Origin of the sequence: Spirosoma soli (genome assembly GCF_042684525.1) — a bacterium.
Taxonomy (GTDB): Bacteria; Bacteroidota; Bacteroidia; order Cytophagales; family Spirosomataceae; genus Spirosoma; species Spirosoma soli.
The window spans coordinates 272,920-291,486 of the sequence record NZ_JBHULN010000003.1; the positions used below are offsets into that span (position 1 = coordinate 272,920).

Genomic DNA, 18,567 nt, shown 5'->3' on the forward strand with positions numbered 1-18,567 from the left:
GTAGAAAACTTTTAGCGCTAGTAGCTTGGAGTTATACAAGCATTGAAGTAAGTGTTCAAATTAACGCTTAATGAATCGACGTAAATATCGTTTATTTCCCGAACGTGCTTCCAGCAGATAAGTCCCTGTCGCTAGACTTGATACATCAACAAGTACTTGTTCATTGAAGTCCATTTTTGATAATGGCATTTTCAATTGGCCGGACAAAGAGTAAACATTCAACTGAAAACAACCTTTATCAGGTACAGTTAACGATACCTTCAGCCAATTTTCGGTTGGAATAGGGTATACTTTAAGATTTACATTCTGCTTTGTTTCCTCAACCACTATTGGTTGAGTAGTAGAATTGGCTAACCGTCCCCCGCAGCTATAGTTCGGAAATAAGGTTTTTCTACCTGAGCTTGTGATGGGCCTCCGCTACCATCAGAGCGACGATGCACCCAAGCTTTAATGGGCATGTTGATAGGTCCAGATAATGCAGTGAATAAGGATTGCGAGGCAATCGTGTTGGCTGTGCCCTTTTTAACGTTATCGAAGTAAGCAGTGTCAATTGAGGCTCCATACTTGCGTAAAATTTTTATCAATGCTTTATTATTACCGTAATAATCATCTTTTTTCGAAGACTCATAATCTTCTATGGATTCTGTTGTCCCGCACTCGGAGACCGGTTTTTTACTAATTTTTACTTCGTTTTGGGCTATACTAAAAATCGAATTTAAGCACAGAAGTAAAGTAAAAGTGAAGAATTTTAAGTAAAGGAGTTTCATTTTATACATGGTTTATTTTTCAGCAAAAAGAATATTATAATGTTAACAAACTATAACTAATTTATTATATGTTTATTAAAATGTTTTTTTACAGCCCAAGTGTATACATAAAAGTACAATTAGCCTACTTATTTATAGATTTTAGTCCTCACGGAATGAGTATATAGACATCATTTATATAGACATCATTAGACAATTGACTTAAACAAGTATTTAAGGACTAAGCAGGAGCTTAACCAAGATGAATTCAACATCCTTTTCTCCTCTTTATTTTTGTTGAGTACCAATATGTAGCACAAATAAAAACGCCGATAACCCTTTCAGAAATTATCGACGTTTTATTAATATTCAACTTGCTTACTGCCGCGTCACTTTACTGGCGCCCGATGTTTCGGAGTCGAGCGAACCAACCTGACCCAGATTGGCATGGCTGGCTCCGCTGGCATCAACCGAGGCCTTATCGACACTCATACCCATAGCGTCTAACTTACTGGCCCCGGTCAGATCGGCCTCCAGCTGTGTAGCACGACCACGGAGCACTACGTTTGATGCGCCCGAGAGACCGATGGTCAGGTTCTTAACATCGCCGTCAAATACAGTGCGACAGGCTCCGCTCATGTCGATGTTGAGGTCGTTGAAGTTTCCGAACTCAACTAAGCTAGCCTTCGACGCTCCCGACAGCTTCAGCTCGTCGATGGATGGGACAGTAATGGTCAGGCCAACGCGGTTACGGTTCCCCCAATCGAATATTCCTTTACGGTCAACCGATACGTCCAGTGTACTACCGTTCACCTTTACCTCAATGTCTTCCAGGTCTTCTTCGCGTCCGTCGGCCACTACCTTATACGTAGTCCCTTTTCGGAAACGTACGACAAAGGCTCCACCAACGTCTACCTTCGAGAAAGCGCTGACGTTAAACTGACGGGTATTGCTCCCAACGTCATCAAAGTCATCGCCGAGTTCATTGGCCACGGCATTTTGTACATCGTCGGTCAGGTCGGTGACGTCATTATCTTCGCTATCGGCATCCCGGTTCTTCTCACGGGGGAAATTAATACAAACCAACCCGTCCACCTTAGTAAACTTCCAGAGACTGGCGTCCATACGATCAATCTCTTTCTCACCGAACTCATTGCGAATGTAGCGGGCGAAATCCTTCGTCATACGGAATGGCTTCTCGTACGGAATCATCAGTTCCATGTCCAGGTCCTGCCCACGCCAGTGCGCCTTGGGCAGCAACTCAAGCGCGTTATCAAACCGCACGACCGAATCTTTGACAGTGTACACATATTTCGTCTGGCGGGCATTGGCCTGCGCTTCGGCCCGGTTACTACCCTGTGCTCTGAATTTCTGTACCAGATTCAACGTAGCCCCCTCATAACCCAACAGTTCAATAGATGGCCGTATGTCCCAGTTGTCGTAATCGTCGTCGACATCGTTTAAGGCAAATGTTGGCACAGCCGCGGGTACGTTGAGTACTTTATTTTCTTCAACGGTTGCCCGGCGCTGGAAGCTGTTGATCAACGGCGCAGTCGTACCCCCAAAGATTACTAAGCTCACCAACCAAACCCCGGCTAATGTTAGTGCAGTACGGCTGCTCAAGACGTTCCGGGTAGTGATGAGCATAATACCTAGAATAGCTAATCCAAACGCGGGAATTATACCGGCCACAAACCCCGAAAGCACCATCGGTACTGACAGATCGGACCGGATCAACTCGGCCGGAAATCCACCAGGTCCAATCGCGGTGGTTGACGACAAGCCGATAGCGGCTGCCAGAAAAGTTAGGCAGACAATCATGAAAGCAAAGGCTATCACCAACATCAGGATACCAGCGAACACCCGAATAATAGATACGACCCCGCTCAGAAGTGGTCCTAGTGCGCTACCTAATCCGCTGATGATGGTAGCAATCGCCCGGAAGGGAAACAGCAGAATCCGGGTAAGGGTACTTTCGCTAGTAGGCGATTCGTTGATATTTAAGTTTTGCTTGATACTGTGCTCAATGTTCGACAACGTAATCGGTTGGCCCTGCATCTCCATTTTTTCGGTCAACGTATTGGCCTGGGGCGAAATAATCCACAGTACCAAATAGAGCAGAAAACCTACGCCGAAGACCACAATACCCAACACGAACAACAACCGAATAACGCCCGTGTCGACCCCGAAATACGAAGCGATACCAGATGCCACGCCCCCTAGCACTTTGTCGTCGGGGTTCCGAAAAAACTTCTTAACCGTTTTGTCTTCTTCTATGGTCACCACGCCAGGCAAGGCAATCCACATAGCGATATAGGCGAAGAGCGTAAAGCCGCTGACAGATCCAAAGAATTCGTCGGGTCCGTTCGTAGCACCGGCCAGCGATGGCAAGCCAACGAATAAGGTTACGAAAATGAGCCGTACCCAGACTACGTCCATGTTGAAGTAGTAGGCTAATCCGGCCGCCACGCCCCCCAACGTTTTCCGGCGCAGGTCACGAACGAGTCGGCGAGGTTCGGCCGCGGGGTTTGATCTATAAGGCGGAGGAGTACCTCCTACGTTTTGGGTGCCCGCGAACCCTTTGCTTCCGGTGCCCGGCCCCTCGCTGAAGGCTGAGTTACGTCCGCCACCGGCTACCAGCACCTCTTCTTCCTCAACGGCTTCGAAATCGGCGACGGTTCCCATGGCCGCAACCAGCTCATTGACATCTTCTAACGAAACAGCCTGCTTATCAGCGGCTTTCAGTTTGGCGAGGAGTTTCTCGGCAATCCGGTTCTCGATGTCGGTCACAATCTCCTGACTGTCTTCGTACGTAGAGAAGTACTGCTGCACCGATGTCAGGTAGTTTTTCAGTTTATCGTAGCCATCTTCTTCGATATGGAAGATGACTCCACTAATATTTATGCTGATGGTCTTTTTCATGGCTGTAGAAAAGAGAATAGGTTAAGCGTTGGTTGAAGGATTAGCAGGATCGGGTGCGGGTGAAACAGTGGCAGAGCCATTAGCGGGCTTTCTATGCTGGTCGGTCTTTCCAATGATGGAATTTACTGACTCTGCCAATTCCTGCCAAGTTTCGTTCAGGGCATCCAACGAATTTCGACCCAGCTCGGTCAGAATGTAGTATTTACGCGGTGGTCCGGAGGTAGATTCTACCCATTTGTAATCGAGCAAGCCAGCGTTTTTGAGCCGGGTCAATAAAGGGTAAAGCGTACCTTCTACAACCATGATACGGGCGGAGGTTAGCTCGTCAAGCATATCGGAGGCATATATTTCGCCCCGCGATATGATATGCAGAATGCAGAATTCCAGTATGCCCTTTCGCATCTGCACCTGAGCGTTTTCGATATTCATTGGTGTACGGCTGTTTCGTTAATTTCTTGGATCAAATGTACAGAAAGGTACTATGCGATGCAAGGTACCTTATAATTATTTCGTTTATTTATGGACTAGTGGTTGAAATAAACTGATGAGTGGTTGTGAGTACAACTGTGAATGAACTGCGTTAAGAGTCAAGAATGATCTTAACATTTTTTGTTTACCGACTCATAACACAACCAAGCTATTTGCCAATCACCCTAGTTTCAAAATCTATTGTTGCGGTCATTTGCGGGATACGGCAAGATATATAGGTCAACATAGTTTTGCCTAACCCATTCATTCACAACCTCATAAGTGAGACGTAAATTCATAAGAAGATAACTTAAAGCAGTTTTGTAGCTCAAATTGACAGCGACACACCAAGCCCAGCGAGCGTCGGTTAAACTGGGGACTTCGTGAGATGGATTATGTACTTAGGGTTGCACTGATTTTCCTTATATTTAATAACCCTAAGCTCACTAATTGTATGAAAGCCTGTATCACAAGTTGGATTTTACTCATCACTGTTGTTACCAGCCTTGCACAACCGGTTGGCGTTGTCGCTATCGAAGACCCCCAATTTGATGCTCAGTTTGTCCAACGGGCAATACCCCAGGTCACCGGTAAACTCCTCCACGTAAGCCCACAGGAAATAAAGGAAACGACCATTACCTATACGCCCGTTACACTTTTAGGACAGAAAACGAAAACTGCTCAGTTAGCCGCGGACGGAAGCTTTCAACTGGAACTGGACTATCCGCTGCCTTACCAGCAGATCTGGGTACACGTTGGCGAGCTGTTTTATACTGGTTTGTACGCCAATAAACAGCTTTATGTCGAGTTAGACGTACCCAAACTAAAAGCAGCCGGAAAGGAGCTTGCTTTTAAGGCAGACGGCGTGCGGTATCTGGGCGAAGATGGGCCACTAAACGAGTACATGAATGAGTATATTCTCTTCAAGCGGGCTGACAAACTGGCCCTTTCTTCTCGCATGCGGCAGGTTCGCCAGTCCCAACACCCGGTGGAGACCGAAGCGCTGGCCGCTTTCACCTCTATTTCCGACACCCTGGAAACGATTCAGGCTGAGTTTGTCGCTACTCATCCGTCTCCCTACGCCTGGCTACTCGAGAATGAGCGCCTGTCCGAGTTTTATAGCCAGATTTGTCTTCATTACCGGGGAGGGCATGCAATGGAAGCGGCTCTTTTCGATCAAATCAAGGCGCATAAGACCTACCTACGATCCAATAGCAGCTGGGTCTTTTACATGTACTTGTCTGCTTATTTTCGCCAGCTCCCCCCCAATCGAATGATTGTCAGTTGGAGAGACGTGGTCCATTTGTCCGATCTAACGGAGTCGGAAAAGGCCGCCATTGATTCCTTACGGAGTACGGAAACGCTTTCGCCCGCACCTGCCCATCGGGCCCAGTGGAAAAAACAGTTGGAGCCACGAATGCGAAAATTGCACCAGGATCGGAGGATTGCTCGAGGGATTCATTGGCTGGATAGTCTCTATTCCCCCTCTAGAGCCGACATCATGAAGTTGCAGTTGAATGACAGTAAGGATATTGCCGAACAGAAAGCGGCCCTGGAACAGATCCTGCCCAGTATGACTACTCGCTGGTGTAAGGTGATAGCCCAGAAAGAATATGATCATGCTGTTGAGCAGCTAGCCTCGGTGAATAGGGCATTGGCCACTTCGGGAAATTCACCCACTGCAGCCGGTTTCGGAAGCCCTTTACAGCAAACTGATTTTGGGGCAACGCTGTACAAGCTCTCGAGCATGAGCGGGGCGGATTTTCTAGCCAGGCTCAGGCAGAGTTTTGCCGGGAAGGCCATCGTCCTTGACCGGTGGGCAACCTGGTGTGCGCCCTGCTTACAAGAAATGCCGCACAGTAAAAAACTGCAGCAGGACGCTAAAGACCTACCGATAGTATTTGTCTATGTTTGTACAGCTCAAGGTTCAGACGAGGACAAGTGGAAACGAAAAATAGCGGAGTTAAAACTGCCAGGTATTCACTTTTTCATTGATGAAGCACTAGATGCGAAACTGGGGGAGTTGTTCTCTTTCAGGGGTTACCCAGGGTATGCCTTCATCGATCAAAAGGGGGTCTATAAGCCAGGGGCTATCACGTGGCTATCAGTGATAAAAGGCAAGGAAGACTTGGCGGCACTGCTAAAGTAAACGGGTGAAGCGTATGAAGTCTGTCAGGGTCTAACATCTACACCTACTAAAAGTGAGCTTGTAAGCGCAGATTAACTCATTCTCACATAACCCTCTTAACTGAGACGGAGAAACGTTCATGAATATTCAGCATTGGCTGGTCATCGAATAAGAAAAGAGTATAACTGTCGTTCATCTTGGGAAGCCGGTTAATCAGTCTTAGTGCCGCATGCTGCATCCCAAGCATCCAATTTTACCCACATTAAGGTGATCAGTCAGGAGATTCAGCCCGTTGACCGTCGTTTACGGAGGCTGGGCTAACCAGTGAAAGTCAGCTTTCACTGAATGGTGATTTTAACAACTGTCAAGCACTATCCATGGCATACGGTTTTAGGTTTCGCCAAATAGTTTAACTTAATTTTGCTTGCTCAGTCACGCTTATTTCCCCAGCCAAACCTTGAATTCTTGGACTCGCTCTGTACTCACAAATACTTCGTGGCGGTGCTTTGGCAGCAGTTCCAGCCTGATTTTGGTGGCCGAGTAAGTGTCAATGGATCGGATGGCGGGGCGAGCTACGATCCATTGCCGGTTCACACGGAAAAAGCGGTCGGGGTTGAGCATTTGATATAACCGGTCCAGGCTGTAGTCCATCGGCAGATGCAGCCCTTCGTGCGGTACTAGAAACGTGGCCCGTTCTTCGAGCAGAAAATAGGCGATGTCGGCGGTTTCGACGCTGTATATTTTGGGGCCGACCGTAACCATGAAGCGGTCTTTGTAAGGTGTTTCCTTTGCTGTATCCAGCAGGCGAAGCAGGGCATCGAGTCCGGGTACGTCCGACCTGTCGACGTTAGCCGCGCTGAACTGAAGTCGTAGGGCCCTAAACTTGTCGATGGCTGCCGTCAGTTCGGCGTAGTTAATGGGTTTGAGCAGGTAGTCGATGCTGTTGACCTTAAACGCCTGCACCATGTATTCGTCGTAGGCGGTCGTGAAAATAATCGGGGTGGTCAGGCCCGTCTGCTGAATGATGCGGAAGCCCAGGCCGTCCTGTAGATGAATGTCCATGAACACCAGATCGACGGCGGGCAACACGGGTTGCCCAAACCAGGCCACGGCCTTTTCGACCGACGGCAGCGTCGCTACCACCGCGATGGTGGGGTCGTATTTGTGGAGCAGGCTTTCCAGCCGCTGGGCCGTCAGCCGCTCGTCTTCAATGAGGACTACGTTCATGGTATAATGGTAAATGGGTGAGTAAGAAGTGGAATTTTGACAACGAACCGCCCCTGCTCCTGGCCGACCCAAACCGCCCGGTCGGTGAGCAGCCTGTAGCGGTTGATGATGTTTTGCAGGCCCACGCCGGTCGACGGTCCCAACTGCTCGCGGGGGCGCAGGTCATTGCTGACCACCAGGCAATCAGCTTCCTGTTCAATGTATACCGTCAGCGGTTCCTCGGGACTCATCCGGTTGTGTTTCACCGCGTTCTCGATCAGCAGTTGCAGGGTCAGGGGCGCAATCTGATAGCGTTTGGTCAAATCGACATCAGCGTCAACCCGCACGTCGAAGCCGCTCTCGAAGCGGATCTTGAGCAAAAAAGTGTACGATTCGAGAAAAGTCAATTCAGTGCGCAGGTCGATGCGGTCGTTGTCTTTCTGTTCGAGAATGTAGCGATAAGCCCGGGAAAGTTTGTCGATAAACTGCTCCGACAGGTCAGGGTCTACGTGTACCAGCGACGAAAGAATACTTAGGCTGTTGAACAGAAAATGGGGGCTAACCTGACTTTTGAGGGCGGCAAACTGCGCCAGCACCGTTTCTTTCCCCAACCGCTCAGTTTGAATCTGATTGTCTCGCAGACGTTGGACCACCCGGCGGTTGGCTGCGATATAAAAGATAGAAAACAGAATTACGATGTTGAGGCCAATGTTGGCCCGGCGGTGATAGGCCCCGGGATCAATCAAGGGCAGTGTAATCCCATTCACCTGTTTGGGAACCGTAACCTGGTTGACGAAAGTAGGCGTGCGCTGAGCCATTTCGAACAGCAGTTCCGATAAATTAGCCAGTAAAATACCGGCCAGGCAGGAACCGAATAAAACCAGCAACTGCACGGCAACCCGGTAGTCCGTAAAAAATTTATCGCCCAGATTGGCCGTTACCCAGTCCAGCCCGTGTTCGTTGAGCAGAATCCAGCCCAAAAAAATCAGGCCGTTTATCAGCCCCAGCATCAGCAAAAACGGTGCTTCTGCCCGCAGGAACGACAGCGTATAGGCGGGCAGGTTCACAAACAGGGTGATGGGAAAATACATCGCCAGTACGCCCAGTGCCGATTGCACACTCTGGAAAAAAGTTAGCCGGTAAACGGTCATAGCAAAGTCATTAACGAATTATTTTACCGCCAGCCGCCCCCCAGTGCGCGGTACAGCGTAACAGTGGCCAAGAGCTGCTGCAGCCGGTCGTTTACGCCGTTGAGCTGCGCCGTCAACAGGTTTTGCTCCGAAGTCAACACGTCGTTGTAGTTGGTAGAGGTGGTGTACCTGAGCAGTTCTTTTGTGAAATCTACTGCTTTTTCCAGCGATTGTAACTGAAGTTGGCGCGAACCCGACTTTTCGACCGCCATCTGGTAGGAATATAATGCATTCGAGACCTCCTGCCCCGCCGTCAGCACCGTCGACTGAAAGGTGTAAAACGCTTCGGCCTGCGTATTTTCGGCGGTCCGCAGCCGCTGGGTGTTCAGCCCCTTGTTGAAGATGGGCTGCGTCAGACCGGCCACCAGACTACCATAAAACGTACCGTCGAAAAACCCTTTCAGCGTACTGGCCGTAGCCCAGCCCGCCGATCCGGTGATGATGAGCGAGGGGTAAAAATACGTTCGGGCCACGTTGGTCAACTCAAAAGCATTGCGGAACGATAGCTCGGCCTGCTGCACGTCGGGCCGGTTGGCCAGCAACTGTGCCGGCAGGCCCGTTTGCAGCGAGGTAACCGGGTGCTGGTCATCGAGCCGGGTGCGCAGAATGCTGTCGGGTTCGGTCGATAGCAAAATACTCAGGGCGTTTTCGGTTTCGCGGATGCTCCGTTTCAGGTCAGGGATGGCCACTTCGGCTGAGTAGCGGTTGGCTTCGCTCTGCACCACATCGGCCCCGGTTACCACGTCGCCCTGCTTCAACGCTTTCATCGTTTCAACGTCGGCCAGCCGGTTTTTCAGCGTCTGCTCGGTAATGGCCAACTGCTTGTCGTAGGCCAGCAGGGTGTAATAATTGGTGGCGATGTCGGCAATTAGCTGCGTTTGCACGGCCCGTTTGTAGGCTTCACTTTGCAGCAGTGAAGCCAGGTAAGCCCGTTTAGTGCTGCGCAGTTTCCCCCAGATATCGGCTTCCCAACTAGCACTGCCCAGCAGCGCGTAAATATCGACGGTGGGCAGGCTCAGCGTCGTGGTTTCGGTGGTGCCTGTACTGCCGGTTGAGGTAGAGCCGATACCGAAACTGCGGATCTGCGCCGACGATGATTTGGACCGGGTGTATTGCGGCCCCACACTCAGCGAGGGCAACAACGCCAACCTGCTTTGCTGCAGGTTGGCCTGGGCCGTTTGCAGCCGCGTAACGGCAATCTTCAGATCCAGGTTATTGTTTATGCCCTGCTCAATGAGCTGTTGCAGCTTCGGATCAGTAAACATCTCGCGCCACGACAGGCTGGCCAGCGTACTCGAATCGGCTGTCTGTACGCCCCGATAGAGTTTGTCGGACGTGATGTCGGGCTGTTTATAAGGCTTCATCAGGGCACAGGAAGCCAGCGTTAAGCTAAGGACGGTCACGACGAGGGGCTGTTTGATGGGTATGGTTTTCATAACTGAATAGTTTGAGCAAATGAGTGGTTGAGCGAATGCTTGATTAATCCTGCCTACTCCCCTGACTTGTGAGACACATACTGGGGAATAGGTAAGACCTAATGACTTACACTCACCCCATTTGGCGATACGCTGATGGGTTTCGCCGGCACAGCGGGAACTGGGGTCACCGGCTGTCCATCGTCGTCCACCGGCTTTGGTGGGCCGCTGATGCGTTCCTGGAGGCTCTGGAAAATAAAAAACAGGGCCGGAATCACGAACACGCCACAGAGGGTACCGATCAGCATACCGCCCACGGCCCCGGTGCCGATAGCCCGGTTACCAACCGCACCGGCTCCACTGGCAAACATGAGTGGCAGTAGCCCGCAGATAAATGCGAACGACGTCATCAGAATGGGTCGTAAGCGGGCCCCCGCCCCCGATACGGCCGCTTCTACCTGATCCATGCCCGCCCGCCGTCGGGCAAGGGCGTATTCCACAATCAGGATAGCGTTTTTAGCCAGCAACCCGATCAGCATAATCAGGCAAATCTGGGTATAGATATTGTTGTCGATGCCCGCGATTTTATCGAACAGAAACGTGCCCGACAACCCAATCGGCAGCGATAGCAGCACCGCAAACGGCAAAAGATAACTCTCGTACTGCGCGCTAAGCAGAAAATAGACGAATACGATACAGAGTATCAGAATATAAGTCGTCTGGCTGCCGCTGTTGAGTTCTTCGCGGGTGATACCCGAAAATTCGTAGCCGTAGCCGACCGGCAGGGTCTGCGCGGCCACCTCGCTGATGGCCGTGATGGCATCGCCTGAACTGAACCCCGGGTTGGGGGCACCTGTCACCGAAGCCGACGAAAACAGGTTAAATCGCGATACGCTTTCCGGCCCGTACACCCGTGTCAGGCTCACAAATTCACTAATGGGGGCCATGGCGTTGGTGGCCGTGCGGACGTAAATTTCACTCAGGCCCTGCTCACTGGCGCGGTAGCGGTAATCGGCCTGCACCATCACCCGGTACTGCTTGCCAAACTGGTTGAAGTTCGAGGCATATAGCCCGCCATAGTAGCCCTGCATGGCTCCGAGCACCGCGTTTACCGCTACGCCCGCTTCCTTGCACTTAGCCACATTGACATCAAGCTGATACTGCGGGAAGTTGGGATTGAAAGCCGTAGTCGCATACTGAATTTCGGGGCGTTTGGCCAGTGCGGCCAGAAACGTCTGGCTTACTTTGTAAAGCTGGGCGGAGGTACCGCCCGACTTATCCTGAATCTGAAACTCGAAACCACCACTGGTGCCAAAGCCCGACACCGTAGGGGGCGAGATGCAGAAAATGCTGGCCCCGCGAATACTGCTCGTCTTGCCCATGATTTCGGCGATGATGCGCGCCAGGGGTTCGTCCGGCCGCTCGTCCCAGAGTTTGGCTTTGATGATGACCATGCTGTAGGCACTGCCCGTACCGGCTATGAAATTCTGACCCACGATGCGCAACGTGTTAGCGACCGCCGGAATCGTGTGGGCTATGCTGTCGACCTGATCTGTAATGGCAGCCGTTCGTTCCATCGACGAAGCCGGGGGCAGGCTGATGAGGGCAAAGATAGTGCCCTGATCTTCATTCGGCACAAAAGACGAAGGGGTGGTGCTCATCAGCCAATACAACGATCCGCCAAACACGGCCACGATTCCCGCCGTCAGCCAGGGGCGGACGGTGAGAAGATGAACCGCCCGTTTGTATTTTCCCGTCATGGCATCGAAGCCGGTGTTGAAAGCGGTGTTGAAGCGGGCTACGAGATTTTTCGGTTGGCGGGTGTCATCGTGCCCGTCGACATGGGGTTTGAGCAACAGGGCGCAGAGTGCGGGGCTGAGCGTGAGGGCATTGACGGCCGAGATGATGATAGCGACCGCCAGCGTCAGCCCGAACTGCTGGTAAAATACGCCCGACGAACCGGTGATAAACGTGACCGGCACAAACACGGCCGCCATTACCAGCGTGATTGAGATGATGACCCCGGAGATGTCGCTCATGGTGTCGACGGCAGCTTTTCGAGCCGATTGGTAGCCCGTATCCAATTTGGCGTGAACGGCCTCAACCACCACAATCGCGTCATCGACCACAATCCCGATGGCCAGTACCAAGGCAAACAAGGTCAGCAGGTTGATGGTATAGCCGAACAGGTTCAGAAAGAAAAACGTACCGACGATGGCGACCGGCACCGAAATGGCCGGAATAAGCGTCGAACGCCAGTCCTGCAAAAAGAGCAGCACCACCAGAATCACCAGTACGAAGGCGATAAGCAGTGTTTCGATTACCTTGTCGATACTGGCATCCAGAAACTCGTTGGCATCGACCAGTACGGTATAGTTAACGCCCGCCGGGAACGATTCGGCGGCCTGGACCAGAATCGCTTTTGCGTCGTTGATGATCTCGCTGGCGTTGGAACCGGCCGTCTGGGCAATGGCAATACCCACCGCCGGTTGGCCGTTGGTTTCATTCTGGCCAGCGTAGCTCTGCGCCCCTAGTTCGATCCGGGCCACGTCTTTCAGCCGCAGTAGCTGCCCGTTACCCACCGACTTGACAATCATGTTGCCAAACTCGGTCGTATCCTGCAACCGGCCCTTATACTTCATGATGTACTGAAACGACTGATCGCTGTTTTCGCCGAATTTGCCGGGCGCAGCCTCGATGTTCTGCTCCGCCAGCAGGACGGTCACGTCGGATGGCACCAGCTTGTAAGCCGCCATCACATCCGGCTTGAGCCAGATGCGCATGGCATAATCGCGGGAGCCGAACGCGTTGGCCGACCCCACGCCGGTGACGCGCTGCAACTGCGGAATCAGATTAATCTTGGCGTAGTTCTGCAAAAACGTTTGGTCGTAGGCTGGGTTGCTACTGTTGAGCGAAAAAATCAGCAGGTTGCTGCTCTGGCTTTTCGTCACGGTCACGCCCGCCTGCGTGACCTCGGCGGGCAGCAGGCTGGTGGCACGGCTCACGCGATTCTGCACGTTCACGGCCGCCAGATCGGGGTTAGTTCCTACTTTAAAATAGACCGTAATGGTACCAGCTCCTTCGTTGGTAGCCGTAGAGGTCATATAGGTCATATTTTCGACGCCGTTGATCTGCTCTTCCAGCGGCACCACGACGCTCTTGAGCACCACGTCGGCGTTGGCTCCCGTGTAGGACGCCGATACCTGAACGGTTGGCGGAGCAATGTCGGGGTACTGAGAGATGGGCAGCGAAACCAGCCCCAGCACACCCAGAATGACGATAAGTATGGAGATAACCGTTGATAAGACCGGTCGCTCGATGAATAGTTTGAACATGATGATTACTGGTTGAGTGAACCGAAGAGACAGAAACCTACCGCCCGGCTACCTGCTTCTGGCCTTGGGTAGTTGGTGGGTTGGCTATGCCAGTGCGGGGAATAATTTTGGTGCCGTCGCGGAGTTCACTGGCTCCTTCGGTCACGACCCGGTCGCCAGCGGTCAGCCCTTTCTGCACCACAAACGACTGGCCATCGGGCGTAGGAGCCACAAGAACCTCCCTGCTTTTGGCCACGCTGTCGCGGCTCACTACGTACAGAAACCGTTTGCCCTGGAGTTCGTACGTAGCACGCTGGGGCACCACCAGCGCGGAATCAATCGGCTGCGGGGTGCGCACCAGGCCACTACTGCCACTTCGCAGCAGCGACTCCGGGTTGGAAAACGTTGCCCGGAAATTGCTCGACCCCGTCTCGGTGTTGATCTGCCCCACGGCGGTCTCGACCCGGCCTTTGTGGTTGTAGACCGACCCATCGGCCAGCACCAGCGACACGTCGGGCATCCGGGCCAGTTTCTGCTGGAGCGTGCCGTTGCCGTTGGTGCGGGTGATGGTCAGCAGTTGCTTTTCGTTCAGGGCGAAATAGGCGTAGACCCGGCTGATGCTGGTAACGGTGGTGAGCGGACTGGTGGTGCTGGCCGTTATGAGGTTGCCGATGCGGTACGGAATTGACCCCACCACCCCATCCACGGGGCTGGTAATCAGCGTGTAGCCCAGGTTAGTACGGGCGTTGGCGAGGGTGGCGTTGGCCTGCGCCAGAGCGGCCTGTTTTGATTCGAGGGTAAACTGCGCCGTCTTTAACTGGTAGTCGCTGACGATCTCCTTCTCGACTAAGGGCCGCACTTTCTCTACCGCCATCTGTGCCGTATTCACGTCGGCTTGGGCGGTGCGAATGGCCGCCTGCGCGGTAATCACATCTTGCGCGTACTGGGGTGCGTTGAGCCGGAACATGCGTTGCCCTTTCCGGACGGTAGCTCCTTCATCGACATAAATAGCCTCGATGTAACCATCGACTTTCGGGCGAATATCGACGTTCTGCGTCCCCTGCACGGTGGCAGGCACGTCGGTAAATAGGGTAGTGCGCTGAGGTTGCACTGTCATCACGGCGTAGGCTTTGGGTCCCTGTGGCGCACCACCCGGACCGTCGGGACTACCGCCCTCTTTTTGCTTGTCGTTGCCTGTGCAGTCCGCCAGCAACAGACTTACGGCTAGCCCCGCTACCGCCGGCCAAGGCGGAGAAAATGTCAACGTTGAGGATTTTCCGGTAAACTTCATGATGTCAGGTCGTTAATACTCCACAAAGATTTTCTGTGAGTAGCACGTCGACAACAGAATGTTGCAGAGACCGTAATTTCAGGAGCGGAAGCGACGAATTAGGCGGCAGAAGGGGGAGTCAGCCTCAAGGCAGTCAGCGTAACACCGCCGGGCTTTCTGTAGGATTAGCCCAATCACCGATGCCGTTTCGGTGTAGACTTGCGATAGTTTACCGGCGAAATCACCCGCACACTTTTCGGTGAGTTAAAGTCGGGTCTAGATTCAACCGACGAGGCTTTTCTTTAAACAGGTTATTTCAGTACAGCTTGCTCCTGTTTAGATACCCTGTTAACTTTTCACACATAGACAGTCCCACTCCGCTTTGGCGTTTTGACGGCACGGTTCGCCGGTGCGATACAACCGTGGTGGTTGGAAATTTGCCGACAGAGGTCCCTCACCTCCTTTTTTGATTATGCCCAACTGTCTCACAGTAACGCTCCTCCTTGAGACACTCGTGTTTAGCAATATTACTAGATGAGAATAAAGCGATACAAAGTAAACTTCGGATCATCCGCATCCTACCTGAACACCAGGTTACTAAGTTGATCAACTTACTGGCTTTAACGCACGAACGACCGGTTGATAATCTGGATTAAAATTTTCGCCGAACTTGGCCATTACGAAAGCCTGCCGGAGCAACTTATCGGCCACCGCCATTAAGGCAACCTAAGAGGCTTTGCCAGCGGCCTTCAATTGCTTGTAACATTCTTAGCTGGGTTTATTATACCTGTGTTAAACGACCGGCAGGTGGCCGGCTCCCAATAAATATTCTACTATACGTACTGATAAATAAGCGCTTGTAAACAGCACACGAACGTTTTGTACTGCTTCACCGGCCCAGCGGTTATGTAGAGTAGCCCGAAGTTCAATATATTTGGCTTAAGCCCATAATCGTCAATAAAGAACGGGGTCGGCGCCCGGCCAAGCGAGCCAGGCGATACCACTTCGCAAATGCATCCAAAGTTGAAAAACCAAGTTTACCATTAACTATGAAGCCCATTTATTATCTTGCCCTGCTAGCCTTCGCTGCTTTATGGGGTTGTAGTAAAAATTTCCGATCTACCCATCAAACCGTTAGCCCTGCTGATCCTAAGGCCACCAAAGAAACAGTTGCCTTGTTCCGCTCGATCTGGAAGTTGCAACAAAAAGGCGTTATGTACGGCCACCAGGATGACCTGATGTATGGCCGTACTTGGTGGGCAGAGAAAGACCGCTCTGACACCAAAGATTTTACCGGCGACTACCCCGCCGTTGCCGGTTTTGAGCTGGGCGATATCGAACTAGGCAAAGCCAGTAGCCTGGACTCGGTTGATTTTAACCAGATGACTGAGCAGATAAAAACGCATTATAAACGAGGGGGCGTTATTACCCTGAGCTGGCATGTCAATAACCCGCTAACCAGTCAACGTCCGGCCGAAAGTCGACAAGTAAAACCAACCGCCTGGGATGTCAGCTCCGACAAAGTGGTCGGCTCCATATTACCGGCTGGGGAGAACCATGCACTCTGTTGAATGAAGAACGCCAACCTGCACGAGCCGTTCGGCTTCTTTCAATAAAGCTTGCTTATAGACGAAGTAGCGATTGACGATACCGTACTTCGGATACTCACGATAACCGATGAAGTTCCGGAGCAGACTATTCTGTTGTTTTGTTGCTTCGGCCTTCTGCTCACCATCCGGTAACTGGGTTAATCGGTCCAATAACTCCTGCTCTTTCTTCAACGCTTCCTGGCGTCCGTACTCAAAGTTCCGGCGGCTGGCCCCAGGCTCGAAGTTTTTGAGAGTACTGAGGATCAGGGGGATCAGTGTCGCTGGTTTTTCGCTCCAACGAGGCCTTGTAATATCGATTTCGCCGACACAGCGCATTCCGTATTTGTCAAGATACGCACCGATAGCGTTCCGAGCTTCCTGTCCACCATCAAACTTAACCAGCTCATCCAGAAAGCTGTCGTCGTTTACCTGCCGAAGGCTGCTCCGCTGCAAATGCACAATAACTTCTGGATACGGACGAATTACATCGGCGACATCCAATAACGCCAGCCCCATTTCAGATGTAATATTGTTTGGTGCAGACTGAGCGAGCGTATCCGCTACATTTTTTTCGCCCAACCACTGCATCATGTTCTCGTTGATCCATGATACAGCATTCATGCCCGTCATAATTGCACCAAAACTTTGCGGATCTGATAAACTCTGCCTTAATCTCAATCGGTCTTCCAGGATAAAGTCTATCAGATCCACGCCCGACTTCGCCTGGATGCCATGTTTTTAACGGTTTCAATCAATGCCTAGCTGTCCTTAATCAAGTCAGAAACGATGGTAGGATCGTTTGGGAGTTGCATTTGAAAGTTTATAGGCGACGAACCTTTATGGCTAGTACCGGGATTCGGTTCAGTATTGTCGTTTGGCAACGACGGGATAAAATCTCCTCGCTCCAAGAGGGTCGTCAGTGCATCCTTTATCTTTTCACAAGTTGTTTCTTTTCGAATCGGTCTATCAAGCCGGTAATTGCCCCTGTCGTTAGCCCCGTTAAATTTGAAAGCTCACCAGCAGTCATTTGCCCTTTCTCTATTAAGAAGCCTAAGTATTTTGGTCTGTTCCTGAAAGCCCTGCCTTTCGAGCCACGCTTCGTGCGTTTGAATAGTGGTGTATGGGTGTTGTTGGTTCAGTTTTCTTATTCGAGTGACTAATCCGTTATCCCTTTATATCTTATCAAGTAAATATCTTAGCTACAAAGCTGTATCTACTCTTGTAATGTGTCTTTTGTAACTATGGCGGTTATTGAGAAGTATTGCACTTTTCTTATAATTTGGCCAATTGATCCCCTCATTAGTCTGTTAGATTACACCCTGTCGGTTTTGTTCTATTCTGCCGTTTAACCGCACTCTACTTTTGTCCGGAAGTGATTCTTCAATTAATAAAGGAATGACGATGGATAATGCAACAGATCAACCGAAGACATTAGTGTTAGGCGGTACCGGAAAAACGGGACGCCGGGTCGTTCAGCAACTGACTGGACAGGGTATAGCCGTGCGCGTAGGCTCCCGGTCGGCTGAGATTCCGTTCGATTGGCTGGATCAGTCGACCTGGAAGCCAGTTGTACAGCATGTGAAAGCCGTATACCTTGCCTACCAACCGGACTTAGCAGTTCCCGGAGCCGTCCGGGCAATTAGCGACTTTACCCAAATGGCTGTTGAAAACGGTGTGCGGCAATTCGTGCTGTTGTCGGGGCGGGGCGAACCCGAAGCGCAGGCGTGTGAGCAGGTAGTGATGCAATCGGGAGCCGACTGGACGATTCTCCGGTCGAGCTGGTTTTGTCAAAACTTTAGTGAGGGCTATCTGCTGGAACCGATCCAGGCCGGTTATGTAGTGCTACCAGTAGCCAGTATAGGCGAACCTTTTATTGACATCGATGATATAGCCGATGTAGCCGTTGCAGCCCTGACTCAACCTGGCCATGGCGGAAAAATATATGAGCTGACAGGCCCTCGGCTGTTAACCTTTGCTGAGGCTGTTGACGAAATCGCCCGTGCTACGGGCCGATCGATTCACTACGAGCAGGTACCCATTGACAATTACAACGCTATGCTTACTGAGTTTGGTGTTCCTAAAGAAGCCATTGACTTGACGACTTATCTGTTCACCGAGGTGATGGATGGTCGCAATGCTACGTTGGCCAACGGTGTCGAACAGGCGCTGGGTCGCCAGCCTACCGATTTTGCTGATTTTGTGCGTAAGTCGATTGGCATGGGGATGTGGACTGAAAAAGCCGCTAATGAAGGCACAGGTTCAATCCGTTCGTCGGAAGTTGAATCGCGTTAGAGAGAAAACGTACCTGCCTGGCCGTCA

At 51.5% G+C, this 18,567-nt stretch carries 14 protein-coding genes; 3 read left to right on the forward strand and 11 right to left on the reverse strand.

Going from position 1 to position 18,567, the window contains the following annotated elements; all coding sequences use genetic code 11:
• Positions 1–60 precede the first annotated feature (60 nt).
• The 4 genes from ACFSUS_RS07290 to ACFSUS_RS07305 all read right to left on the reverse strand — a co-directional run bounded on the left by ACFSUS_RS07290 (position 61) and on the right by ACFSUS_RS07305 (position 4,097).
• Positions 61–327: a T9SS type A sorting domain-containing protein gene (locus ACFSUS_RS07290; protein ID WP_381521088.1), complete on the reverse strand. Its 267-nt coding sequence runs from the start codon at positions 325–327 to the stop codon at positions 61–63.
• Between the two features lie 23 nt (positions 328–350).
• On the reverse strand, positions 351–767 hold the full coding sequence (locus ACFSUS_RS07295) for a hypothetical protein (protein WP_381521089.1): 417 nt from the start codon (positions 765–767) through the stop codon (positions 351–353).
• Between the two features lie 357 nt (positions 768–1,124).
• Positions 1,125–3,668: a PspC domain-containing protein gene (locus ACFSUS_RS07300; protein ID WP_381521091.1), complete on the reverse strand. Its 2,544-nt coding sequence runs from the start codon at positions 3,666–3,668 to the stop codon at positions 1,125–1,127.
• Positions 3,669–3,689: 21 nt separating this feature from the next.
• Positions 3,690–4,097 carry a PadR family transcriptional regulator gene (locus ACFSUS_RS07305; RefSeq protein ID WP_381521093.1) on the reverse strand — a complete coding sequence of 136 codons (408 nt, stop codon included), beginning with the start codon at positions 4,095–4,097 and terminating at the stop codon, positions 3,690–3,692.
• Between the two features lie 493 nt (positions 4,098–4,590).
• On the opposite strand from ACFSUS_RS07305, the gene ACFSUS_RS07310 reads away from it, so the two are divergent.
• Positions 4,591–6,285, forward strand: a complete 1,695-nt coding sequence (locus ACFSUS_RS07310) for a TlpA family protein disulfide reductase (protein ID WP_381521094.1) — start codon at positions 4,591–4,593, stop codon at positions 6,283–6,285.
• 417 nt (positions 6,286–6,702) lie between these two features.
• On the opposite strand, the gene ACFSUS_RS07315 is transcribed toward ACFSUS_RS07310, so the two are convergent.
• The 5 genes from ACFSUS_RS07315 to ACFSUS_RS07335 form a co-directional block, all read right to left on the reverse strand.
• The gene (locus ACFSUS_RS07315) at positions 6,703–7,491 is read right to left on the reverse strand and encodes a LytR/AlgR family response regulator transcription factor (protein ID WP_381521096.1); all 789 of its coding nucleotides are present in this window, start codon (positions 7,489–7,491) and stop codon (positions 6,703–6,705) included.
• Positions 7,488–8,621 carry a sensor histidine kinase gene (locus tag ACFSUS_RS07320; protein ID WP_381521097.1) on the reverse strand — a complete coding sequence of 378 codons (1,134 nt, stop codon included), beginning with the start codon at positions 8,619–8,621 and terminating at the stop codon, positions 7,488–7,490. The genes ACFSUS_RS07315 and ACFSUS_RS07320 overlap by 4 nt, the downstream gene beginning before the upstream one ends.
• A gap of 23 nt (positions 8,622–8,644) precedes the next feature.
• Positions 8,645–10,096 (reverse strand): efflux transporter outer membrane subunit, encoded by a 1,452-nt coding sequence (locus ACFSUS_RS07325; RefSeq protein WP_381521099.1) that lies wholly within the window; start codon positions 10,094–10,096, stop codon positions 8,645–8,647.
• Positions 10,097–10,194: 98 nt separating this feature from the next.
• On the reverse strand, positions 10,195–13,410 hold the full coding sequence (locus ACFSUS_RS07330) for an efflux RND transporter permease subunit (protein WP_381521101.1): 3,216 nt from the start codon (positions 13,408–13,410) through the stop codon (positions 10,195–10,197).
• A gap of 37 nt (positions 13,411–13,447) precedes the next feature.
• Positions 13,448–14,680 (reverse strand): efflux RND transporter periplasmic adaptor subunit, encoded by a 1,233-nt coding sequence (locus ACFSUS_RS07335; protein WP_381521104.1) that lies wholly within the window; start codon positions 14,678–14,680, stop codon positions 13,448–13,450.
• A 1,028-nt stretch (positions 14,681–15,708) separates the two neighbouring features.
• On the opposite strand from ACFSUS_RS07335, the gene ACFSUS_RS07340 reads away from it, so the two are divergent.
• Positions 15,709–16,230, forward strand: a complete 522-nt coding sequence (locus ACFSUS_RS07340; protein WP_381521107.1) for a glycosyl hydrolase — start codon at positions 15,709–15,711, stop codon at positions 16,228–16,230.
• On the opposite strand, the gene ACFSUS_RS07345 is transcribed toward ACFSUS_RS07340, so the two are convergent.
• Together ACFSUS_RS07345 and ACFSUS_RS29165 are read right to left on the reverse strand one after the other, a co-directional pair.
• Positions 16,198–16,869: a PEP-utilizing enzyme gene (locus ACFSUS_RS07345; RefSeq protein ID WP_381521109.1), complete on the reverse strand. Its 672-nt coding sequence runs from the start codon at positions 16,867–16,869 to the stop codon at positions 16,198–16,200. The two genes, ACFSUS_RS07340 and ACFSUS_RS07345, sit on opposite strands and share 33 nt — an antisense overlap.
• 307 nt (positions 16,870–17,176) lie before the next feature.
• Complete coding sequence (locus tag ACFSUS_RS29165; protein ID WP_456243008.1) at positions 17,177–17,275, reverse strand: hypothetical protein; 99 nt, start codon at positions 17,273–17,275, stop codon at positions 17,177–17,179.
• 374 nt (positions 17,276–17,649) lie between these two features.
• On the opposite strand from ACFSUS_RS29165, the gene ACFSUS_RS07355 reads away from it, so the two are divergent.
• Positions 17,650–18,540, forward strand: coding sequence for an NAD(P)H-binding protein (locus ACFSUS_RS07355; RefSeq protein WP_381521111.1), 891 nt, complete (start codon positions 17,650–17,652; stop codon positions 18,538–18,540).
• The last annotated feature ends 27 nt before the right edge of the window (positions 18,541–18,567 follow it).

Coding starts and splice junctions, on each gene's coding strand:
- ACFSUS_RS07295 (WP_381521089.1), bottom strand. CDS start 767: ATGAAACTCCTTTACTTAAAATTCTTCACTTTTACTTTACTTCTGTGC.
- ACFSUS_RS07300 (WP_381521091.1), bottom strand. CDS start 3,668: ATGAAAAAGACCATCAGCATAAATATTAGTGGAGTCATCTTCCATATC.
- ACFSUS_RS07305 (WP_381521093.1), bottom strand. CDS start 4,097: ATGAATATCGAAAACGCTCAGGTGCAGATGCGAAAGGGCATACTGGAA.
- ACFSUS_RS07310 (WP_381521094.1), top strand. CDS start 4,591: ATGAAAGCCTGTATCACAAGTTGGATTTTACTCATCACTGTTGTTACC.
- ACFSUS_RS07315 (WP_381521096.1), bottom strand. CDS start 7,491: ATGAACGTAGTCCTCATTGAAGACGAGCGGCTGACGGCCCAGCGGCTG.
- ACFSUS_RS07320 (WP_381521097.1), bottom strand. CDS start 8,621: ATGACCGTTTACCGGCTAACTTTTTTCCAGAGTGTGCAATCGGCACTG.
- ACFSUS_RS07325 (WP_381521099.1), bottom strand. CDS start 10,096: ATGAAAACCATACCCATCAAACAGCCCCTCGTCGTGACCGTCCTTAGC.
- ACFSUS_RS07330 (WP_381521101.1), bottom strand. CDS start 13,410: ATGTTCAAACTATTCATCGAGCGACCGGTCTTATCAACGGTTATCTCC.
- ACFSUS_RS07335 (WP_381521104.1), bottom strand. CDS start 14,680: ATGAAGTTTACCGGAAAATCCTCAACGTTGACATTTTCTCCGCCTTGG.
- ACFSUS_RS07340 (WP_381521107.1), top strand. CDS start 15,709: ATGAAGCCCATTTATTATCTTGCCCTGCTAGCCTTCGCTGCTTTATGG.
- ACFSUS_RS07345 (WP_381521109.1), bottom strand. CDS start 16,869: ATGAATGCTGTATCATGGATCAACGAGAACATGATGCAGTGGTTGGGC.
- ACFSUS_RS29165 (WP_456243008.1), bottom strand. CDS start 17,275: ATGACTGCTGGTGAGCTTTCAAATTTAACGGGGCTAACGACAGGGGCA.
- ACFSUS_RS07355 (WP_381521111.1), top strand. CDS start 17,650: ATGGATAATGCAACAGATCAACCGAAGACATTAGTGTTAGGCGGTACC.